Here is a 17,822-nt window from a genome sequence, read left to right on the forward strand (position 1 = left end):
AGGGTGGGGGTGTGCACTACTTCACCCCGAAACGATGCGCGAGCTCACGCAAGATTATGTATCACGATAAGGCGCAGGCCGAGTTTGCCGCGCGTGAGGCCTTCATTGAGCGCGGGGCAGAGTTGTGGGTTTATCGATGCGATTATTGCAGCGAGTGGCACCTGACTCACCATGGCCCACGCGAGGAGCGGTTGCTGCGCGGAATGGACCGGTATGCGGCGTCGCGGCAGGGCAAGCCACGTTCTCGCAAACGCGGCTTCAAGCCAAGAAAACGCTAGAGTGCCCTATCGGTCTAGCGATAGATGCGGAGTCGGGCCCCACCGAGATGTGTCGGGGTCCAAGCCGAACTTAAGCAAACGTACTTCTCGTGGTTATACCGCGAATACGGAGGTTGGTATTATTTGTTGCGGCGACTCTGATGGCGGTTGACCAGCGCGTTCGACCCACGCGTACCCAATTCGGAAATAACCGAACCGAAGGCTGCGGAAGCCGCTGCGAACAGAATGCTGCCGATAAGCCCTTGCTGGTTGGCATCTTCGGCAGCGTCGCCGCCGGCTGGCCCGCGTTTGCTCGTCACTTGGCTGTCCCAGATGGTTTTGAACACTTTTCCTGCCAAACCGCCTAGCACGGTGGGGAGGACGAATTTGAAAATTTTCTCGCCCAACGTGTCCGGGTCTTGCATACGGTTCTGAATCATGGTTGCTACTTTCTGGTCGATGCGATGAAACTTCTCAACGATATGGTCGGCCGAAGAATTGGCAGATGCCGTTGATGTTCGTGCTTTTGCCGAAGCATCGGTGTCGGCGGCACGCTGCGGTGCTGTGTCGGTGTCAGCTAACTCGTCTTCGGAGCGCTTCGAATCGCGGTCGTCCGCGAAAGACGGTGAGGGTTCGGCGGTGTTTTGTCCGAAAGAATCGTTCTCATCGATTCGGTCTTGTGTGCCGTCTTCGCTGATGTCGCTTACCGAAGTTGTGCTGTGTCGTGCATGCATGGTTTCCATGATAGACCACTGCCTGCGAGTCCGAATGCCGGACGGTACGCGATGTTGCCCGCAGGTCCGGTTTGGATTAGAGTTGCGGTATGGGTAATTATCTTACTTCAGGCGACGGTGCCGCAGATCCTGGTTACTTGGTATTACTGCGTCACGGGCAGACCCCTTGGAGTGTCAGCGGGCAATACACGGGCCGTACCGATGTGTCGTTAACCGAGCAGGGCAGGCAGCAGGCTCTCGCTGGTGGCGAACGGCTTCGTGAGGTGTTTCCTGGCGGTTTTTCGGACGGCTGTGTTTTCACCAGTCCGCTGCGTCGTGCTAGTGAGACCGCGCAGTTGGCTGGATATGCGGTTTCTGAGACGCTTGAGGACTTGGCGGAATGGGATTACGGGCGCGCTGAAGGGCGGAAACGCGAGGAGGTTAGTGCCGCGTTGGGCCATGACTGGTGCATCTGGGACGAAGGGCCTGAGATGTTGCCTGAAACCATGGGAGGCGACTGGGTTTGCGAGCTTCCGGACGGTCAGATCCTGAATGTTCACAATGGACATGGCGAAACCGTTGATGAAGCGGCTGTGCGAGCACGTCGTGTCATCGAAAAAGCCGTTCCGCTGATTCTTGAGGGGCATAATGTGCTGCTGGTCGCTCATGCGCATATTCTTCGAATCGTTACGTCTCAATGGCTGCATACCGACCCGCACTTGGGTCGTCTGCTGCGTCTTGATACAGCCCACCATTCGGTTCTCGGATACTACAAGAACGACCCCGTCATCGTGCGTTGGAACGTCTAGCGGCAGGGGTTTGATGCTGGGCAAACAATACAGATCAGAGGCTGTTTGCTCCCGCGTTTCCTGACGTTTCAAAGATTTGACGGTGTTGCTCAGACAATGCATTGCGTATGCGAAATTCGCTGGGATCTCAATAATTCCAGCGAATTTCGCAATATTGTCACAAGTGGAACGAACGACTTACTTGTCGAGCAGAATCCAGGCGGTCGCGTCTTGCGGCAGAGCACCATTGCCGGTCAGTTCGGCGGAAGTCATGATCGTTCGACCTTCGGGAAGTGCAACCGGTGTCGGCCCGAAATTGGTTACACTTGCGAATGTCGTCGGTGAACCGTTGTCAAGAGCCGGTCGTGTATAGGCGATGACATCGTTGCCGATGTCGAACCAATCAAAGCTGTCATAATCGTCGGTGGCGGTGAGCAGTGCTGCGCGGTTACGCAATGCCGTACGATAAAGCGCCAGCATCGAAGTCGGGTCGGCGGCTTCCTTGTCGGCCGCGAATTCCTTGAACCACAAGGGCTGCGGCAGATGTGGCTGCTCGCTCGGTGTACCGTCGGATTTCGTGGCGGGAGAGAAACCGAAAGGGGACCCCTCTGCAAAATTACTGTCCCATGGGGCGGGCTGCGCCTCGTCTCCGGAGGTCCAGGGCATCGGCACTCGGCAGCCGTCGCGTCCCTTGTCGCTTGCACTGCGGCTGGTGCGGAAGGCGTTCGGGTCTTCCAACCGGTCCCAAGGAATGTCGGGCACCTCGAACAGTCCAAGCTCTTCGCCCTGATAGATGTAGATGGAACCGGGTAGGCCCATCTCCATCAGTGCTGCGGCGCGAGCGCGTTTGGTGCCAAGCTCGCGGTCTTCGTAGTAGGTTTCGCCATCGCGCAGCAGCCAGTCTTTGGCAATCTGGTGCTGGTTGCGCGCCGGCACTTGGGGCAGGGCGTAACGGGTGGGGTTGCGCGGAATATCGTGGTTGCTCATCACCCAAGTCGAAGTGGATCCGCCGCTGTGTGCTGCGCTTTCGAGACCTTCCGCGATGGCCGTGCGCATGGCGTCCGAATTCCAATTGGCCTTCGCGAACTCGAAGTTGAAAACCTGTCCGAGTTCGTCGGGTGAGGCATAGAGATGCTGGTGCTCGGGAATAACCCAAGCCTCGCCCACGGCGAATCGCGGTGGATCGTATTCGTTAAAGACGCCACGCCATTCTTTGTAGATGTCATGAACTTCTGGGCGATCCCACAGGGGGTTCCGATTATCGGGGTTTCCTTGGTCTTGAACGCTGAATTCTTTGCCGAGCTCTTCAAGAGGTCTGCTGTCGAAGTCCTTGGCCAAACCGTGTGCCACATCAATACGGAATCCGTCAACGCCGTGGTTGCTCCAGAAGCGGAATGTTTCGTTGAATTCCTCGTGAATGTCGGGGTTCTTCCAGTTCACATCCGGCTGTTCCTTGGCGAAGATGTGGAAGTACCATTGGCCGTCCTCGACGCGTTCCCACGCGGGTCCGCCGAATAGTGACTGCCACTCGTTTGGAGGAAGTTCGCCGTTCTGACCGCGTCCTTCACGGAACACATAACGGTCGCGTGCCGCGGAGCCGCGTCCGGCTTTAAGCGCTTCCTGAAAGAAGCGGTGCTTGTCGGAAGTGTGGTTCGGCACAATGTCGACGATGATTTTTAAGCCGGATTTGTGCGCCGCAGCAACCATTTGGTCGAAGTCGTCCATGGTTCCCAATCGTGGATCGACGTTGCGGTAGTCGATCACGTCATAGCCGCCGTCGGCCAGATCCGACGGATAGAACGGGGAAAGCCACAGCGCGTCCACACCCAAATCCTTCAGATATTCCATCTTTTCGGTGATGCCTGCGATGTCGCCCAACCCGTCTCCGTTGACATCTTTGAAGCTGCGTGGGTAGATCTGATAGACAACGGCCTGTTTCCACCAGTCGTTGTGAGTGTTGTTGGGTGTCATGATATCCTTCCTTCGGTTGGCACATGCATGGTTCTCAAACGTAAGGCCTTCTCCGGTCTGATGTCGAAGGAGTTGGCGACGACTGCGTCGAAATCGAAACTCCCGCGGTTTTCGCGACCTCCCTGATGTCTGCTGTTATGCACGTCCCATGCTTTTGGTTTGCCCGTGCTTCATTCTATCTGTGTTCACCGATGAATGAAATGAAAAATCAAGGTGTGCAACGTTGAAATTTCGCCGTGTATCCTGTTGCTGCTCGCTAAGCGGGCGTTTGATTTGGCGACGAGGCAATTGTTTTCAGCCCTTACCGGATGTCGTTTTCGGAAGGTGACACGTCTACGTTTACTATATGGACATGGGGATGCGTAGTCGTGCCGCGTGTTGCGTCAATATGACGGTGTTCTGCGCAATTCGGTTCATATTGTGGTGAGGGTCAGAAAAATTGGAAATAAGTGGGTAGGCTTGTCCATATGCGACTGCATATTTTGCGTCAAACAAAACATATGATGAAGCGGGTAGTGGCCCGTAAAGGAAGGGTTTTATGTCGGATTTCAGCGAACAGGGATTAGTCGGTAACGGTTCGGTTGCTCAAGGTGCCGACCCGGATGCGGCCAGCGACGAGACGTATCTCAACTATCGTCCTGACGGAGACGGAGCCGGTGTTGAAATCGACGGGGTGCCCAATGCGCGTGGCATTGGCGGTTACCCAACTACTGACGGGCATGTGCTGCGGAATGGTTTGTTCTTCCGTTCGGCCGGCTTGAATTTCCTGGGTGAGCAGGGCATCGACGATTTGCATCGTCTCGGCGTCAAGGAAGTAGTGGATTTGCGCGATCCGCTCGAGGTCGAGCAATGGCCGTACACGCTTCCCGACGATATCCATGTCGATCGCGTTCCGTTGTTTAAGACGCCGCTGACTGAGCAGGGCGGCATAAAGGGCATGGGCAAAGGCCCCAATATGGCCGAGATGTATGGCGATATCGTTTTCGGTTCGGCCGAACAAATCATTCTTATTCTGCGTAAGTTGCTGTTTGATGGTGGCCGTCCGATGCTTGTTCATTGCACAGCAGGTAAAGATCGTACTGGAATCACCACAGGCATTTTGATGAGTCTGCTTGGCGTGAGTGACGATATGGTCGTTTCCTGCTACGCGCAGTCCGGCGCGAATCTCGGTGATACGTTCAAGGAGACGGTGATGCAGGGGCTTTCCGATGACGAACAGGGCGTCGGTCAAATCACGGCCGCACAGACCGCGATGCTTGCCTCGCCCCCGGAACTGATGCGTGGCGTGCTGTCGTCCATCAGAAAAGAATGCGGTTCCGTCGAACGCTACTGCCTGCAAAACGGCATGAGTGAGGACGAAGTGGCCCGGCTGCACGCTTTGTTCATTGAATAAGGCAGGCACTCTCTCGATTGGCTCTATATCGTCGCTCATCGGCAGCATCGGTTGCGGCATTGTTCGTGCTAGGTCATTTGGCTGGCGAGCGAGGGGCATATCAAGCTTGTCGCCGGAATTTGCATCGGCGTTCGCCGCTAATGTGGCGCAACCCACGTTTTTGAGATGCATGCGCGGGTAGATGGCGATAGACTTGACGAGTGTGTTTCGGGTTATGCAATCTCCGAAACAGCTAAAGGCTTAGGTGCGTGGTTGAACGGGAGCCGAGCGAAGTCCCTGGGCAGCCGAAAGAATGTCAAATTGAAAGGCAAACAATGACGGAAGCTACAGCAAATATCGGAGTCGTCGGTCTGGCGGCCATGGGTTCGAACCTCGCAAGGAATCTTGCGCGTCACGGCAACACCGTGGCTCTTTTCAATCGGCACTATGAGCGCACCGAAAAGCTGATCGAGGATCACGGTGATGACGGCAATTTCGTCCCGGCCAAGACCATCGAAGAGTTTGTGGCCAGCCTTACCAAGCCACGTACGGCCATCATCATGGTCAAGGCCGGTGCGCCGACCGATGCCACAATCGAAGCATTGGCTGATGCCATGGATCCCGGTGACATCATCGTGGATGGCGGCAATTCCTATTTCAAGGACACCATCCGTCGCGAGAAGGACATCCGCGCGCGTGGCCTGCACTTCGTTGGCTGCGGCGTCTCCGGTGGCGAGGAAGGTGCGCTCAACGGCCCCTCCCTTATGCCTGGCGGCACCGATGAATCCTGGAAGACCCTCGGCCCGATCCTGAAGTCCATCGCTGCACAAGCGGAGGGCGAGCCCTGTGTCACCCACATCGGCGAGAACGGCGCCGGTCACTTCGTCAAGATGGTGCACAACGGCATTGAGTACGCCGATATGCAGCTCATCGCAGAAAGCTACGACATCATGCGCCGCGGCATGGGTATGACCCCCGATGAGATTGGTGATGTGTTTGAGGCTTGGAATAAGACCGAGCTCAACTCCTACCTGATTGAAATAACGGCTGATCTGCTCCATGAAAAGGACAAGAAGACCGGCAAGCCGCTGGTTGACATCATCGTTGACCACGCCGGTATGAAGGGCACGGGAACGTGGACGGTCCAGACCGCACTCGAACTCGGCACCCCCGTCACGGTCGTGGCCGAAGGCGTGTTCGCGCGTGGTCTTTCCGATCAGACAGAACTGCGTGCGGGGGCAGCTGAGCAGAACCTTTCCGGTCCGGACGGCACCATTGAGTTCGCCAATGATGAGGAGCGCAAGGCCTTCATCAATGATATTCGTCAGGCGATGTATGCCTCGAAGATTGTCGCTTATGCACAGGGCTTCAATGAGATCAACGATGGTGCCAAGGAGTACGGCTGGGACATCGATCTTGCGGCTGTTGCGCGCATCTGGCGCGGCGGCTGCATCATTCGCGCCCAGTTCCTCAATGTCGTCTCCGATGCCTTTGAGTCCGGCGAGGCCAATGTTTCGCTGCTCTTTGCCTCCTACTTCAAGGATGCCATCGAGAGGTGTCAGGGATCTTGGCGCCGTGTGGTTGCCAAGACCATGAGCTGCGGCATCCCCGCTCCCGTGTTCGCAACATCACTGTCGTACTACGATGCTCTGCGTTCCAAGCGCCTGCCGGCCTGCCTTATCCAGAGCCAGCGTGACTTCTTCGGTGCCCACACCTACGGCCGCGTCGACGAGCCCGGTACCTTCCATACCCTGTGGGCCGAACCCGGTCGTCCGGAAGAGAAGATGTCCGACTGATTGTGGATATTGGTTTTCACGGCTGAATGACATGGCCGGTCGATAACGATTGCGCCCCTGCTCCCCGTTCGGGAGGCAGGGGCGCAAGTCGTAGACGGTGATTCGCTGGATATATCTGCGATAAGAAGTGGAGCGATTGCTGGTCATTCGGTCTATATTCCCATCGCGCACTGCAGCTTAACATAGTGTTGCTGGCGACATTCTTTCGAGAATCCTAGATGTTGGGCGATGGGCGGCTTTTAGGAACCTATCAGGAGACGTTGTGAAATTCCTAGCCGATATTCAGGAAGTTCGACGAGGTTTTTGAAAAAACGATATTGTCATCATTTTGTAAACCTGAAAACGATGTAATGACGCCCGACACAGGAAAGGGTGCGAATTGTATGTATTCAGCAACGCTCTTAAGAATATCTGGAGAAACAAGGGCAGGAACGCACTTTTGCCATCATTGTTTTTGTCATCATCTCGATCCGTGCCATGGGGGTATTGATACTGGATTTATCGTCGAGACTCGTCGACGGCTATCATCGGCAGTTCGGGTCAAAAGTGACCATGGCCGTCGATGCTAGCCAGCCAGACTGCTTCCTATGAGCAGCAGGCCAAGGATGCCGAAAAAGCCAGGAGAACAACATGATATTCATGGGCGGTCCCGGACAGAACGATACTTTCGAGGGCATTAAGCCAGCCGAGATAGTCGCCAAGCTCGATAAGGTTTCCCTGATGTAGATTGTGGACGTCCAAACTGCCGAAAGTGTGCTGTCCCCGCACAAGGTTTCCTGCCGATATGCCGAGAATCAGCGGGCTGTGCTGAAAGGCATCAGCGCCGAATTTGAGCCGGGCAAGCTTTACGGCGTCATCGTGGTGACCCACTCCATGGCCGTGTCCGGTTATGCAGATGAGGTGTTGGGCTGGTTCGTGGAGCGCTGAGTAAAGCTGACCGGATGTGTATGTGAGGTACTGGGGCGGAGAAGTGATGGCGTGACGAAGTGTTGAGACGCTGAGTTGCTGAGATCAAGAAAACGGGTCGGGGCGGCAGTTTTGTTGAACTGCCGCCCCGACCCATGTTTGTGTCGACACCGGGTTCCTTAACAATGAACAGTGGGGCGATGATTCAGTGTTTTCCTTTTATTTCAGCGTCCGGTGTTATCGATGCTATAACTTTTCAATAGCATCCGGTGTGGTGAACCAGAGGAATTCCTCGGTGCCTGTGGCGAAGCTGGCCGGGTAGTCCAGGTTATCGGCTTGCGCGAAGACGCGGGCGGTGGCATCGGCTTTGCCGGCTCCGCACGTAAGCATCCATGTGCGTCGGCTGCGGGCGAGCATCGATGCGGTCATCGAGATGCGCAACGGAGGCATCTTGGGGGAGTGTGAAACACCTACGGCCAGGCGGGCGGGATCTCTTACGTTGATTTCTTCGTGATCTGGGAACAGTGAGGCGTAATGGCCGTCTGGGCCCATGCCGAGAATGAGCAGATCCATGGCGGGCAGTGATTGTGCCTGTGCCCCTTCTTCCTGCTGCTCCTTGCTGTCGCCCAGCTCTCGATACAGCTCGTTTTCGTAGTCGGTTGCGGCCTGAGCAAGCAACTGGTCGTTCTTCGCATCGCTGGCGGCGGCAACCTCTTCGGGCGTGCGTATGTCGGCCGCCATCTCGTGGATGTTGCCTTCCGGCAGACTGCCGTCGGCGATGAGCTTGTTCAAAAAGCGCTCACGGGCTTGCCATGAGCTGCGGTCTTCGTCCGTCGGTGCCACAAAACGGTCGTCGCCCCACCAGAAGTGAACACGGCTCCAGTCAATGGCGTCAACCAGCGGGTTCGAGGTCATGGAGGTCAGCATCCGTAGGATATCCGATCCGCCGGTCAGTGCCACATCGTAGCGTTCGCGAAGCGGCTTCGATGCCGGAGCCGATGACGAACTGTCGCCGTATTCGCTCAAATCGTCCAGGATGGCGAGCAATGTGCGTTGCGCTGCGGCTTCGGCCACGGTTTCAGCGTCCTTATAGACTTCAAGTTTTCGTTGTGCCATGCGCTGTACTCCTCTATGCTGCACGGATGGAATTGAATGGTACCTATGTGAATAGCGGAGCCGGGATGATGCTGTCTCGGTTAAGAATCGTGCGTCACCCCGGCTTTGTTGTCTTACGTCAAGTACGGCAACGATCAGGCCGAAATCATGTTCCAGCCTTTGTTGATGACATCGGCGTAGATTTCGTCCGGGTCGATGCGACGTAGCTCCTCGCTCAGGCAGTCCTCGAGCGTTCGCAGCGGCATGGCTACGCGTTGCGAGGCCTGGCCGGGCTGGCTGATGATGGCTTCGCGCGAATCTGGGCGTTCTACGGAGATCACACCATCCGAACGGGTTAGATAGACTCCGGTCACGCCGTCGGCGCCATCTTGGTATTCGACGTCCACGGGAACATTGAGCTCCAACGCAAGCCAAGCGGCGAGCAGTTCCACCGGAAGATAATCGCGCTGACTGGTTACCCTTACGCTTTCGACCGGCAGATGCGGAGGTTGGTCGAGGGTGGTGGCCACCATTGCGCGCCAGATGGTCACACGCGTCCATGAAAAATCGATGTCTTTCGGTTCCCAATTGGAGCGAAGCGTGGCGAAGGTCTTGTCCGGGGTGCTCGAACGCCGTGCGTCCGTGATGCGGCTTCCGGCCATTGCTCCCAACGGATCGCTGGAAGGGTTGTCCGGAGGGTTGGTCGGCCACCATGTCACGACCGGTGCGTCGGGCACCAGCAGCGGTATCACCAAGGTGTCGGTGTGCTGGCACAGTCCGTTGCGCGGGCGCAAAACGATGACCTCGCCGGCCCCGGCATCCGCGCCGAAGCGAACCTGCGCGTCGAGGTCGGTCTCCTCATCGGTGGAATCGGTGACATAGCACTCCGGTTCCTTGTCGATGTCGCAGAACGGCAGTTCCTTGGTTTCCGGAACGATTGCGATTACGCGGCAAGGATGCTCACGGCCTGCGAAATTGGCAATTTTTAGCGCATTTTCGAGTTCCTGATCATCCGTTGAGATAATCAGTGTCAGAACTCGGTCGTTACCGGCCTCGCCACGCTGCTGATGCAATTCCTCGATTTTGCGTGCGATGGCACTGGTTTGGGTATTGGGCATTTTGATGATCATGGCATCCTCCAATGGCGTCCATCGCGTGCAAGCATATCGTCGGCTTCTTTCGGGCCCCATGTGCCGGAGCGGTATGGCTGCGGCTGGCCGAGCGTGGACCAATATTCCTCGATCGGGTCGAGGATCTCCCAGCTCAGGTCCACTTCTTTGGTGGTCGGGAACAGTGGCGGGTCGCCGAGCAAAACGTCGAGAATCAGGCGTTCGTAGGCTTCTGGGGAGTTTTCGGTGAAGCTGCGGCCGTAGCTGAAGTCCATCGATACATCACGCACTTCCATGGCGGCGGCGCCCGGAACCTTCGCGCCGAAGCGCATGGTGACGCCCTCGTTGGGCTGCACGCGAATGACGATGGCGTTGTTGCCCAGCTCGCGTACGGCGGTCTGCTCGAAAGGCAGATGTGGTGCACGTTTGAACACCACGGCGATTTCCGTGACACGCTTGCCCAAGCGCTTGCCGGTGCGCAGATAGAACGGCACGCCCGCCCAGCGGCGCGTGTCGACATTCAGCGTGATGGCTGCGTAGGTTTCGGTGGTGCTGGACTGATCGATGCCTTTTTCATCAAGGTATCCGCACGCCTGCTGTGAATCTTGCCAACCGGCTGCATACTGGCCTCGCGCGGTGTAGGCACCGAGGTCTTTGGGCAGGCGGACCGCGGAAAGCACTTTGGTCTTTTCTGCCGTCAGGTCGGATGCTGCGAAGCTCACCGGTTCTTCCATTGCGGTCAGGGCCATCAGTTGCAAAAGATGGTTCTGGATGACATCACGCGCAGCGCCGATGCCGTCATAATAGCCGGCGCGGCCACCGATGCCAATGTCCTCGGCCATGGTGATTTGTACGTGGTCAACGTAGTTGGCGTTCCAGATCGGCTCGAACATGGAGTTGGCAAAACGCAATGCCAACATGTTCTGGACGGTTTCCTTGCCGAGGTAATGGTCGATGCGGAACACGGAACTCGGATCAAAGACCTCGGAAACAACGCGATCGAGTTCCTGTGCACTTTCGAGATCGTGTCCGAACGGCTTCTCGATGATGACTCGACGCCATGCGTTCTCGCTGGATTTGGCCAGTCCCGAGTCCGCAAGTTGCTTGGAAACAAGCGGGAATGCGCTTGGCGGCACGGACATGTAGAACGCGTGGTTGCCACGGGTGCCGCGGTCGCGGTCGAGTTCCTGCACGGTCTGGCTCAACCGCTCGAAGGCCGCCTTGTCGTCGAAGGTTCCCTGCACGAAGCGGATGCCCTTGGCCAAGTTGTTCCAAGTGGTCTCGCGGAACGGTGTGCGGCAGTGCGCCTGTACGTTTTCCTTGACGAAGTCAGCGAAAGCTTCGTTGCTCCAGTCACGGCGACCAAAGCCGGTCAATCCGAAGCTTGGTGGAAGCAAGCCTCGATTGGCCAGATCGTAGATGGCGGGAAGCAGTTTCTTTTTCGACAGGTCACCGGTGACGCCGAAAATCACCAAGCTGCAAGGCCCGGCAATGCGTGGCAGTCGTAAGTCTCGCGGGTCACGCAGGGGATTGGCCCAAGAAGTTTGTTCACTCATGCTTTCAAGTGTAGCGGTAAAGCGCTGGTCTGTAAGCAGAAAATCAACCGGTGGTCAACTTTGTCGCCCTAATCACAGTTGGATATGTTGCCTGTTCGGCAGAAACGACAAAGGCCGGCCGGACTGACCGAGATGGGAAGAAATTCCACTCTTTCGGTTCGTCCAGTCGACCTTTGTACTGGTGTTTAGTTAGAAGTCCCAGTCGTCGTCGTCGGTTGCTTCGGCGTTGCCGATGACGTAGGAGGAGCCGGAGCCGGAGAAGAAGTCGTGGTTCTCATCGGCCGAAGGGGAGAGCGCGGCGATGATCTCGGGGCTCACCTTGGTTTCGGCGGCGGTGAACTCGGCTTCGTAGCCCAGGTTCATCAGGGTCTTGTTGGCGTTGTAGCGGACGAATGCCTGCACGTCGTCGATGAAGTCAAAGCCTTCGTAAACCTGGTCGGAGTACTTGACCTCAAGCTGGTAAAGCTGCTCGAGCAGCTCCATCGTATACTTCTTAAGCATTTCCTGGTCTGCCTGAGTGCGATGCTCAAGGTGACGCTGATACTTGTAGCCGGAGTAGTAGCCGTGGATGGCCTTGTCGCGCAGGATAAGGCGGATCATGTCGGCAGTGTTCATCAGCTTTGCGCGGCTGGAGAAGTAGAGCGGCAGGTAGAAGCCTGCGTAGAGGAGCAGCGAGGAGAGCATAACCGCCGCGACCTTGCGCTTAAGCGGGTCGTCGGACTGGTACTGCTCCATGACGATGCGCACGCGCTCCTGCACCAGATCGTTGCCAACGGCCCAGCGGTAGGCTTCGTCGATCTGCTCGGAAGAGCAAAGTGTAGAGAAAATTGAGGAATACGAACGGGCGTGCACCGACTGCATGAAGGCGATGTTGGTATAGATGGCCTGCTCGTGCTCGGTAAGCGCATCGGGAATCTGAACAAGCTCGCCCACGGTGGCCTGCTCGGTGTCGAGCGTGGTCAGGCCGGTGAAGACACGCACGGTGGTCTGACGTTCGTGTTCGGTCATGGAACGCCAGGTCGGGATGTCGTTGCTCAGCGGCACCTTCTCAGGCAGCCAGAAGTTGGCGATGAGACGGTTCCAGACCTCGAGGTCCTTGTCGTCTTGGATGTTGTTCCAGTTCACGGGGCGGATGCGCATGGACTTGGGGTCCGCGCCTTTGGCGAAGGCCGTTGACCACTGCGGTGGAGTCAGCGATTCTGCCATCATCTTATCGTCGGCGAGTTTGACCTCTGTCATGAATGTTTCCTTCTTTTGTGCCAATTTTCAACGTTTTACTGGCATCTGCAACAGCTGACCAGCTGCTCGCAAACACTTGCCGGGGATGTTCATTCTCCGGCATTCCATTGACATAGAGCGGCTAGTTTCCAACGCCGACAACACTACATCTAGTGACGCGGCAAAGTGATACCTCTACATATGGTAATCGGTAGATGACAGATTCGCTTGGCGGCACGCGGTGAATAACAGTGAGTGTGAGTTAAATAACATGGATAGGCACTATATCGAATGTGTATAGGTGGTGGTGACGACCGTGCGCGGCCCGTCAGGTTTGTCGTGAATATTGCATGTATATATGTCACTATGCGAAATATCGGAGCATTAAACCGACGCGATACAGTACTTTGATCCCTAGAGCCGAGAATCAAAAGTGGCCGGCAAGACTGGCGACATTAATGCGATTCGACATGGTTTGCTTTCATGTATTGAGAAAACGAAGGGTTAGGTATGATGACGTTCAAGGAACGTATATTCCGAAAAGAGGATCCCGGCGTTTATGAGCAGAAAGATGCTCATTTGGAGCGCACATTGCGTGTGCGGGACTTCTTGGCGCTGGGTCTGGGAACCATCGTATCCACGGCTATTTTCACTTTGCCCGGAACTGTAGCAGCTCAGCACGCTGGTCCTGCAGTGGTGATTTCTTTCTTGGCTGCCGGTCTGGTCGCAGGTCTGGTGGCTTTCGCCTACGCGGAAATGGCTTCTGCGTTGCCGTTCGCAGGCTCAGCGTATTCCTGGATCAACGTCATTTTCGGTGAAGTCTTCGGGTGGATCTCCGGTTGGGCTCTGCTGGCCGAATACTTCATCGCTGTGGCCTTCGTCGGTTCCGGCTTGTCGGCCAATTTCCGCGGTTTGATTGCCCCTCTTGGGTGGACTCTGCCGAAGATGCTGGCCAATCCCTTCGGTACCGATGGCGGTGTGATCGACCTGATTTCCGTAATTGCCATTCTCGCAGTGGCCTTCCTGCTTTCTCGCGGAGCCACCGAAACCAGTCGAATTGAAAACGTTCTTGTTGTTTTCAAGGTTTTGGTTATTTTGCTCTTCATCGTGGTCGGTTGCACTGCGATCAAGCCGGAGAACTACGTTCCCTTTATTCCTGAGTTCCATCTCAATGCTGATGGGTCAGCCTTCGGTGGCTGGCAGGGGATTTATGCCGGCGTCTCAATGATCTTCCTTGCGTACATCGGTTTCGATTCCATCGCAGCCAATTCCGCGGAAGCCAAGGAACCCGCCAAGACGATGCCTCGCGGGATTCTCGGCTCCCTTGCCATCGCCGTCGTGTTGTTCATGGCGGTGTCGCTTGTTCTAGTCGGCATGTTCCACTACCCGGAGTACGCCAACAACGCCGAACCGGTGGGCTGGGCCTTGCGTCAAAGCGGCCACCCAATTATTGCCGCCATCGTTTCGTCCGTGGCTTGCATCGGTATGTTCACTGCGTTGATCGGCATGATGATGGCCGGCTCCCGACTGATTTACTCCTTTGGACGTGATGGTTTGCTTCCCGGCTGGTTGGGCAAGATTGACAAGAAGCACCTGCCGAACAACGCCTTGCTGACGCTGACGATCTTCGCTGTGGTCATCGGCTCCATCTTCCCGTTCGCCTTCCTGAGCCAGCTGATTTCGGCCGGCACCTTGATCGCCTTCATGTTCGTCTCGCTCGGTATCTACGGTCTGCGCAAGCGCGAAGGCAAGGATATCGCCGAGCCCGGGTTCAAGATGCCGTTCTATCCGGTGATGCCCGCTCTTGCTTTCCTGGGCTCTTTGATTGTGTTCATGGGACTGAGTAACGATGCAAAAATCTACGCATTCGGCTGGTTCGTCTTCGGTCTGATTGTCTATTTCTGCTACGGAATGCGGCGTTCTGCATTAAGCAAAGCGAAGTAAGGGACGGAGATGTCGGGCAACAACGAACAGCTATTGGCTCGCGAAAACGAATTCCTCTCTTCCGCGGTGCGAATCAAGTATTTCGATATCGTCATTCAGAAGGCGCAGGGAGCTTTGCTGACCGATGCCGACGGCCGCGAATACATCGATTTGCTGGCCAGCGCTTCCGCGACCAACGTCGGGCATTGCCATCCCCATGTAGTGGAGGCAATTCAGGAGCAGGCCGCTGAACTGATTCAATATACGCCGGCCTATTTCGCCAGTGGCCCTGAGGTTGAATCGTCGCAGCGTCTCGCGCAGCTGGCTCCGATAAGCGGGCCGGTTAAGGTCGCTTGGGGCAATTCCGGTTCGGAAGTCAACGATGCGATTATCAAGTTCGCGCGTGGCTACACTGGACGCCAGTACATCGTCAGCTATACGGGTGCCTATCACGGTTCCACATATGGCTCGATGTCTCTGTCGTCGGTCAGCTTGAATATGAGCCGCAGCATGGCTCCGATGCTTCCGGGAGTAGTCAAGCTACCGTTCCCTGATCTGCATGACCGACTGCCCGGCGAGAGTGAGAGCGAGTTTGTTGAGCGTATGGTTGCCGCTTTCAAACTGCCGTTCGAAACCTATCTTCCGGCCGAGGAGGTCGCCGCGATCGTCATTGAGCCGATTCAAGGTGATGGTGGCATTGTGAAGGCACCTCAGGCTTATATGGAGTTCATCTGGAAGTTTGCGCGCGAGCATGGAATCGTGCTCGCGATTGATGAGGTCAACCAAGGCATGGGTCGCACCGGCAAGTGGTGGTCCATTCAGAACTTCGGTCTTGAACCCGATCTGATGACCGTCGGAAAGTCGATCGCCTCCGGCCTGCCGCTGAGCGCGCTTGTAGGGCGAGCGGAAATCATGGATTCTCTGGGTTCTCCTGCTCACGCCTTCACAACGGCCGGCAATCCGGTTACGGCGGCTGCGGCGAATGCCACGCTGGATGTCATCGAGCAGGAACACCTTCTCGAACGTTCCGCGAAGCTGGGTCCGAAGGTTCAGGCCTACTTCGAAAAGAAACGCGAACAGTACGATTTCATCGGCGATATCCGCTTCTACGGCTTGGACGGCGCCGTCGATATCATCGATTCGAAAACCGGCAAGGGTGATGAGGCAGCTACCACCAAACTGATTTATCGCATGTTTGAACTGGGGGTCATCATCATCAGCCTGCGCGGCTACATTCTGCGTTTCCAGCCGCCGCTGGTCATTACTGACGAACAGTTGCAGCAGGCCTTCGATGCCTTCGATCAGGCGCTGTCCGAATTGGCGGCAGGCAAGTTGAGCCTGCCTGAGGATGCAGCAAATATTGGTTGGTAGGTAGTGCAGCAAACTGTCGTTTTGAAGTAATCGGCGACCCATTGAATTGATTGAGCCCGCCGCCAGTTCACGCTGGTGGCGGGCTCAACGTTACGGGGAATTTTGTAAGTGGTAACAAGTTTTACTTGAGTTTAAAATACCTCATCCTATTTCAACGATGGCCCAGGAATGTTAGGCTTCGTGATGAGCCTCGCCTTGTTTGTGTTTGAAATGCTATCTGGCCGTCTTTGGCATAGTCCGAACATGTAGGAACGACTTTACTTAGGGGCGAAAAGATTCGGTTATTGTTTTTGCGCGCGTCTGCGACGGTGCGGACAGGTGCCGTCGTATGCCGATTTTCATGGTGGTAGCGGTTAGAAAGGTGATTTGCTTGGCTTGTTTTGCAAAGTGTCGTATGCGATATTGATGGAATTGTTCGGGGCCGCACGCTTCAGATGGATAGAGCGGGCGGCCCCGAACAAAGGTTCGGTTTTTCTATTGTGGTTTTAGGATGTTGCGCGTTTGCGGATGATGGTGGCACCCAGTCCGGTTAGAAGTGTCATTGTCATGAGGATGACGGCGGCTGTGATGTTGCTGCCTGTTTTTGACAGTGTGCTGGTGCCGGTCGAAGGGGCGGATGTCTTCGCGTGGTTTGTGTCTGGTTTCGGATCGGGTGTTGGAGCCGGTGCTGGCATGGGTGTCGGTGCCGGAAGGACCGGGCCTGGTATTGGCATAGGAGTGGGCGTAGGAGTGGGCGTAGGAGTGGGCGTAGGAGTGGGCGTGGGAGTGGGCGTGGGAGTGGGCGTAGGAGTGGGCGTGGGAGTGGGCGTAGGAGTAGGAGTAGGCTTGGGCGTAGGCGTAGGCGTCGGTACGGGATCTACCGGCTGCTCAATGGAACCTGTGAATATGATGGAACCGGGTCTCTCTTCGAATGTCAGGCTTACTGTGGTGCTGCTGCCCAGGTCGGTCCTTTCCCATGTTGCGCGTCCGGTTGCTGGGTCGTATTTTCCGCTGGTGGGAGTCATGCTAGTGGGGGTGATGGGCGACCCGTCTACCCGTTTCGCGGTCTCCATAGTCACAGGAGAGTCGATGGTGGCGGGAAGAATCGCCTTTTGGTTCCTGGCGTTTATTACTTGCACTTTTGTGATGTGGTGAAGCGGGCTGACATCGCTGACTCGGTTGTCGTTTATGTCAAGTTGGGTCAGGTCGGTGAGGTTTTGTAGTGGGGTCACATCGCTGACTCGGTTGTTGCCTAAGTTAAGTTGGGTCAGGTCGGTGAGGTTTTGTAGTGGGGTCACATCGCTAATCTGATTGTCGCTCAGGAAAAGTTGGGTCATTTTGGTGTGGTTTTGCAGCGGTGTGATGTCGCTGACCTGATTCTTCCTCAGTCCGAGGGCTAGGAGGTTGAGGTTTCTGAGTGCGGTGATATCGCTGATCTCATTAACGTTCGCGGCGACGAGGACGAGGTTGGTGAGGTTTTGCAGCGGTGTGATGTCGCTGATGTGATTGCCGCTTATGTAGACGAATTTGAGTGCGGTAAGGTTTCTGAGTGCGGTGATATCGCTGATCTCATTGCTGATCAGGGAGAGGTAGGTGAGTTTGACAAGGTTGCGTAGTGGACTGGCGTCGGCAATCTGATTGTAGTCTAGCATCAGGTGTTCGATATTGGTGCAATTTTGGAGTGAAGTTATGTTGGTGACCTTATTTTGGGTCAGGCTGATGTCTCGAAGTTTGGTGAGGTTTTGCAGCGGTGTGATGTCGCTGATCT

The 17,822-nt window shown here is 56.1% G+C and carries 14 protein-coding genes; 7 read left to right on the forward strand and 7 right to left on the reverse strand.

Annotated elements, in window-relative coordinates:
• The first annotated feature begins 11 nt into the window (after window positions 1-11).
• Window positions 12-278, forward strand: a complete 267-nt coding sequence (locus tag GA0061077_RS06030; RefSeq protein ID WP_091848045.1) for a hypothetical protein — start codon at window positions 12-14, stop codon at window positions 276-278.
• A 119-nt stretch (window positions 279-397) separates the two neighbouring features.
• Here GA0061077_RS06030 and GA0061077_RS07100 read toward each other — a convergent pair whose 3' ends face one another.
• The gene (locus tag GA0061077_RS07100; protein ID WP_234696542.1) at window positions 398-1,000 is read right to left on the reverse strand and encodes a DUF4235 domain-containing protein; all 603 of its coding nucleotides are present in this window, start codon (window positions 998-1,000) and stop codon (window positions 398-400) included.
• Between the two features lie 80 nt (window positions 1,001-1,080).
• Here GA0061077_RS07100 and GA0061077_RS06040 point away from each other — a divergent pair, with 80 nt between their 5' ends.
• Complete coding sequence (locus GA0061077_RS06040; protein ID WP_091848046.1) at window positions 1,081-1,779, forward strand: histidine phosphatase family protein; 699 nt, start codon at window positions 1,081-1,083, stop codon at window positions 1,777-1,779.
• 177 nt (window positions 1,780-1,956) lie between these two features.
• Here the strand turns inward: GA0061077_RS06040 and GA0061077_RS06045 are convergent, their stop codons facing one another.
• A complete protein-coding gene (locus GA0061077_RS06045; RefSeq protein WP_091848047.1) occupies window positions 1,957-3,729 on the reverse strand; it encodes a glycoside hydrolase family 13 protein in 1,773 nt (590 codons plus the stop codon).
• A gap of 538 nt (window positions 3,730-4,267) precedes the next feature.
• Between GA0061077_RS06045 and GA0061077_RS06050 the strand changes: the two genes are divergently transcribed.
• The 3 genes from GA0061077_RS06050 to GA0061077_RS06060 all read left to right on the forward strand — a co-directional run bounded on the left by GA0061077_RS06050 (window position 4,268) and on the right by GA0061077_RS06060 (window position 7,824).
• Complete coding sequence (locus tag GA0061077_RS06050) at window positions 4,268-5,122, forward strand: tyrosine-protein phosphatase (RefSeq protein WP_091848048.1); 855 nt, start codon at window positions 4,268-4,270, stop codon at window positions 5,120-5,122.
• 314 nt (window positions 5,123-5,436) lie between these two features.
• Window positions 5,437-6,897 carry an NADP-dependent phosphogluconate dehydrogenase gene (gene gndA / locus GA0061077_RS06055; RefSeq protein ID WP_091848049.1) on the forward strand — a complete coding sequence of 487 codons (1,461 nt, stop codon included), beginning with the start codon at window positions 5,437-5,439 and terminating at the stop codon, window positions 6,895-6,897.
• A gap of 729 nt (window positions 6,898-7,626) precedes the next feature.
• On the forward strand, window positions 7,627-7,824 hold the full coding sequence (locus tag GA0061077_RS06060) for a hypothetical protein (RefSeq protein WP_091848050.1): 198 nt from the start codon (window positions 7,627-7,629) through the stop codon (window positions 7,822-7,824).
• A gap of 225 nt (window positions 7,825-8,049) precedes the next feature.
• Here the strand turns inward: GA0061077_RS06060 and pgl are convergent, their stop codons facing one another.
• From pgl to nrdF, 4 genes are all read right to left on the reverse strand, one after another.
• Complete coding sequence (pgl, locus tag GA0061077_RS06065) at window positions 8,050-8,919, reverse strand: 6-phosphogluconolactonase (protein ID WP_091848051.1); 870 nt, start codon at window positions 8,917-8,919, stop codon at window positions 8,050-8,052.
• Between the two features lie 134 nt (window positions 8,920-9,053).
• Entirely contained in the window at window positions 9,054-10,028 is a 975-nt protein-coding gene (locus GA0061077_RS06070) for a glucose-6-phosphate dehydrogenase assembly protein OpcA (RefSeq protein WP_091848167.1), read from the reverse strand.
• The gene (gene zwf, locus GA0061077_RS06075) at window positions 10,025-11,563 is read right to left on the reverse strand and encodes a glucose-6-phosphate dehydrogenase (protein ID WP_091848052.1); all 1,539 of its coding nucleotides are present in this window, start codon (window positions 11,561-11,563) and stop codon (window positions 10,025-10,027) included. Before zwf ends, GA0061077_RS06070 begins: the two co-directional genes overlap by 4 nt.
• A gap of 189 nt (window positions 11,564-11,752) precedes the next feature.
• The gene (gene nrdF / locus GA0061077_RS06080) at window positions 11,753-12,802 is read right to left on the reverse strand and encodes a class 1b ribonucleoside-diphosphate reductase subunit beta (RefSeq protein WP_091848053.1); all 1,050 of its coding nucleotides are present in this window, start codon (window positions 12,800-12,802) and stop codon (window positions 11,753-11,755) included.
• A 489-nt stretch (window positions 12,803-13,291) separates the two neighbouring features.
• On the opposite strand from nrdF, the gene GA0061077_RS06085 reads away from it, so the two are divergent.
• Window positions 13,292-14,725, forward strand: coding sequence for an APC family permease (locus GA0061077_RS06085; protein ID WP_091848054.1), 1,434 nt, complete (start codon window positions 13,292-13,294; stop codon window positions 14,723-14,725).
• Between the two features lie 9 nt (window positions 14,726-14,734).
• Window positions 14,735-16,075, forward strand: coding sequence for an aspartate aminotransferase family protein (locus tag GA0061077_RS06090; protein WP_091848055.1), 1,341 nt, complete (start codon window positions 14,735-14,737; stop codon window positions 16,073-16,075).
• A 485-nt stretch (window positions 16,076-16,560) separates the two neighbouring features.
• Here GA0061077_RS06090 and GA0061077_RS06095 read toward each other — a convergent pair.
• A partial coding sequence (locus GA0061077_RS06095; RefSeq protein ID WP_234696543.1) for a leucine-rich repeat domain-containing protein occupies window positions 16,561-17,822 on the reverse strand: 1,262 nt, incomplete at its 5' end.

Origin of the sequence: Bifidobacterium commune, from assembly GCF_900094885.1 — a bacterium.
Lineage (GTDB): Bacteria > Actinomycetota > Actinomycetes > Actinomycetales > Bifidobacteriaceae > Bifidobacterium > Bifidobacterium commune.

Excerpts from the sequence above, each read along its gene's own strand:
- GA0061077_RS07100 (WP_234696542.1), bottom strand. The coding sequence starts at position 1,000 with ATGGAAACCATGCATGCACGACACAGCACAACTTCGGTAAGCGACATC.
- GA0061077_RS06050 (WP_091848048.1), top strand. The coding sequence starts at position 4,268 with ATGTCGGATTTCAGCGAACAGGGATTAGTCGGTAACGGTTCGGTTGCT.
- GA0061077_RS06045 (WP_091848047.1), bottom strand. The coding sequence starts at position 3,729 with ATGACACCCAACAACACTCACAACGACTGGTGGAAACAGGCCGTTGTC.
- GA0061077_RS06040 (WP_091848046.1), top strand. The coding sequence starts at position 1,081 with ATGGGTAATTATCTTACTTCAGGCGACGGTGCCGCAGATCCTGGTTAC.
- GA0061077_RS06085 (WP_091848054.1), top strand. The coding sequence starts at position 13,292 with ATGATGACGTTCAAGGAACGTATATTCCGAAAAGAGGATCCCGGCGTT.
- pgl (WP_091848051.1), bottom strand. The coding sequence starts at position 8,919 with ATGGCACAACGAAAACTTGAAGTCTATAAGGACGCTGAAACCGTGGCC.
- GA0061077_RS06090 (WP_091848055.1), top strand. The coding sequence starts at position 14,735 with ATGTCGGGCAACAACGAACAGCTATTGGCTCGCGAAAACGAATTCCTC.
- GA0061077_RS06070 (WP_091848167.1), bottom strand. The coding sequence starts at position 10,028 with ATGATCATCAAAATGCCCAATACCCAAACCAGTGCCATCGCACGCAAA.
- zwf (WP_091848052.1), bottom strand. The coding sequence starts at position 11,563 with ATGAGTGAACAAACTTCTTGGGCCAATCCCCTGCGTGACCCGCGAGAC.
- gndA (WP_091848049.1), top strand. The coding sequence starts at position 5,437 with ATGACGGAAGCTACAGCAAATATCGGAGTCGTCGGTCTGGCGGCCATG.
- nrdF (WP_091848053.1), bottom strand. The coding sequence starts at position 12,802 with ATGACAGAGGTCAAACTCGCCGACGATAAGATGATGGCAGAATCGCTG.